Annotated in this window: 2 protein-coding genes and 1 pseudogene; 1 reads left to right on the top strand and 2 read right to left on the bottom strand. The window is 63.9% G+C overall.

Annotated elements, in window-relative coordinates; all coding sequences use genetic code 11:
• Positions 1-381: pseudogene (locus DEIPI_RS0110655) on the top strand (ribonuclease R); the annotation flags it as partial.
• Positions 382-1,221: 840 nt separating this feature from the next.
• Here the strand turns inward: DEIPI_RS0110655 and accC are convergent.
• Together accC and accB are read right to left on the bottom strand one after the other, a co-directional pair.
• Positions 1,222-2,559 (bottom strand): acetyl-CoA carboxylase biotin carboxylase subunit, encoded by a 1,338-nt coding sequence (accC, locus tag DEIPI_RS0110650; RefSeq protein ID WP_027481775.1) that lies wholly within the window; start codon positions 2,557-2,559, stop codon positions 1,222-1,224.
• A 120-nt stretch (positions 2,560-2,679) separates the two neighbouring features.
• The coding region (accB, locus tag DEIPI_RS30180; RefSeq protein WP_084474186.1) for an acetyl-CoA carboxylase biotin carboxyl carrier protein at positions 2,680-2,959 on the bottom strand (280 nt) is incomplete at its 5' end.

Raw genomic sequence — 2,959 nt, 5'->3', positions numbered from 1 at the left:
CGCCGCGTCGTGACGCTCGATCGGCCGCGCAACGAGCACAACCGGCCCATCGCGGTGACGGTGCAGCGCATGTACTTCGGCGACTGGAGCGTCGACAACCTCCGCGAGGACGAACCTCAGGGCGGCGGTCGTCGTGAAGGCGGCGGCGGGCGTGGCGGTCAGAACGACGGACGCGGACGCGGCGGCCGTGACGGTCGCGGCGGCGGACGCGGTGGGCGCGGCGGCGACCGCGCGCCGCAGGCGCAGCCCGTGACCGTGGAGGCCCAGCCCCGCGCGGAGGCGCCGGAGGGCGCGGGCGGTGGTGAGGGCGGGGACGCCAAGAACCGCCGCCGTCGTCGCCGCAGGCGCGGCAAGGGCAACGGGGGCGGCGGCGAGGGCTGACGCACCGACGATTGGAAGAAGGGAGAGGCGACGGCCTCTCCCTTTCTCGTGGTTGGGAATTCGCAGCGCTCGCGGTCTCTCAGCCAGGGCGGTGGACTCCGGCTGGACTTCGCCCCGTTTCCCGTGCTTTTCGGCGGCTGGCGTTGCTCGACGACATTTCGGTTCCCTGAGCGTACGCAACGGACGAGAAGTTGTGGTAGACACGAGGAGCCTCAAGGGGAAGTGTGTCGGCGCGCACCCAGACGGGAGTGGGAGCCGTGCGCTTTTGTCTGTCAACCTCCGGGGAAGTGACAGACTATAGATAACTTTTACTTTGGTGTCCGAATTATGAATTTAAGAGGAGTTTTACTGATATTTTTTGGTTCTTTCATAAAAGTGGATGCGCCTCTCCTTGTGCGCATCTTCGCGTCCAGTGTATTAACATTGGTTACTGTACTAGTGGACGAATTAGGTAATTCAGACGAATCTATTGAGACGGTCATTAACATCACTCATCTTGAGAGGTGCTTAAGGATCGAATCAAGCGACAGAAAGATATACTAAAAAGTAAGAGTGGCCGTGATACGCAGCCACTCTTGTTCATTCCATGACCGACCCGAAAACTCATATTTTCAAAAGAAAGATGCCTGCACTTAAACAAATTTATCTGATTGAACCAGCCGTATAAAACCATCATTTTTTGGTGAAAGTGCTGACATATCAGATCAGGCGCGAGAAGGTCCATTTCGAGTTGATGGTCTGGTGTTGCACGGGCAACATTGCCCGACGGGCCCGGAGGAGTCGACCTGAAAAAAGCAGAGGTGACCGCTTCACGCGATCACCTCTGCTTCCCTGCGCTCCTCAGGCTTCCATGCGGGTCTTGAGGAAGTTCGTCATGACCGCCCCGCGCTTGTAGAACGGGTTGTCCATGATCTTCACGTACAGGGGGATGGTGGTCTTGGGGCCCTGGATGACCGTCTCCTCCAGCGCGCGCTTCATGCGGCGCACCGCGTGGTCGCGGTCGTCGCCGTGCACGATGAGCTTCCCGATGAGGCTGTCGTAGTGCGGCGGGATGCTGTAGCCGCTGTACGCGTGGCTGTCCACGCGCACGCCGGGACCGCCCGCGAAGTGCACGTTCTCGATCTTGCCGGCGGCCGGGCGGAAGTCCTTGTCGGGGTCCTCCGCGTTGATGCGGCACTCGATGGCGTGCCCGCGCAGACGCACGTCCTCCTGCCGCATCGTGAGGGGCTGACCGCTCGCGATCTCGAGCTGCATCCGCACGAAGTCCAGGCCCGAGATCATCTCGGAGACGCAGTGCTCCACCTGGATGCGGGTGTTCATCTCCATGAAGTAGTAGTTGCCGTCGCGGTCCACGATGAACTCCAGTGTGCCCGCGCCCGCGTAGTTCACGTGCTTCGCGAGCCGCACGCCCGCCGCGAGGATCTCCTGACGGAGCGAGTCCGGCAGGGTGCTGGGCGCCTCCTCGATGAGCTTCTGGTTGCGGCGCTGGATGGAGCAGTCACGCTCGCCGATGTGGATGACGTGGCCCTGCCCGTCGCCCATCACCTGCACCTCCACGTGGCGGAACTCCTCCAGGAACTTCTCCATGATGATGGCGGGATCACCGAAGTACAGGCGGGCCTCCTCGCGCGCCTGACCGAACGCGGCGCGCAGTTCCTCCTGCGTCCGCACGACCTTCTGGCCGCGTCCGCCGCCGCCCGCGCTGGCCTTGAGCAGCACCGGGTAGCCGATCTGCTTCGCGGCGAGCAGGGCGTCCTCGACCGTCTCGATGACGCCCGTGCCCGGCACGACCGGCACGTTCGACGCCGCCGCGATCTCGCGTCCGCCCGCCTTGCTGCCGAGCGCGCGCATGCTCTCCGGGGTGGGGCCGATGAAGACGATGCCGTGCTCGCGGCACATCTCCGCGAAGTCCGGGTTCTCCGACAGGAAGCCGTACCCGGGGTGGATGCCCTCGGCGCCCGTCATGAGGGCCGCGGAGAGGATGTTCTGCACGTTGAGGTAGCTGGCGGTGCTCGCGGCGGGACCGACGCAGACGCTCTCGTCGGCGAGCAGGACGGGCAGGCTGCCCTCGTCGGGTTCGCTGTACACGACGACCGTCTTGACGCCCAGCTCGCGCGCGGTGCGGATGACGCGCAGGGCAATCTCTCCACGGTTGGCAATCAGGATTTTCTTGAACATAGCAGTCAGCCTTCAGCTTTCAGCGGTCAGTCGTCCTGTCGGGCGGTGGCGAAGAGCCGTCAGCTCCAGTGTCACGGTTCCATCGAACCTCTGACCGCTGATCGCTGACGGCTGAACGCTTTACTCGACAATGAACAGGGTCTGGCCGTACTCGACGGGTTCGGCGTTCTTCACGAGGATCTCGCGGACGGTGCCCGCCACCTCGGATTCGATCTCGTTCATGAGCTTCATCGCCTCGATGATGCACATGACCTGTCCGACCTCGACGCGGTCACCGACCTTGACGAACGCGGCGGCGTCCGGGGAGGACGCGGCGTAGAACGTCCCGACGATGGGCGCCTTGACGGGCGTGCCGGGCTTCGCGCTCGGCGTGGGCGCGGCGGGCGCCGCCTCCGGCGTG

The organism is Deinococcus pimensis DSM 21231 (assembly GCF_000519345.1).
Classification (GTDB): Bacteria; Deinococcota; Deinococci; order Deinococcales; family Deinococcaceae; genus Deinococcus_A; species Deinococcus_A pimensis.
This window is presented reverse-complemented; position numbering and strand designations above follow the sequence as displayed.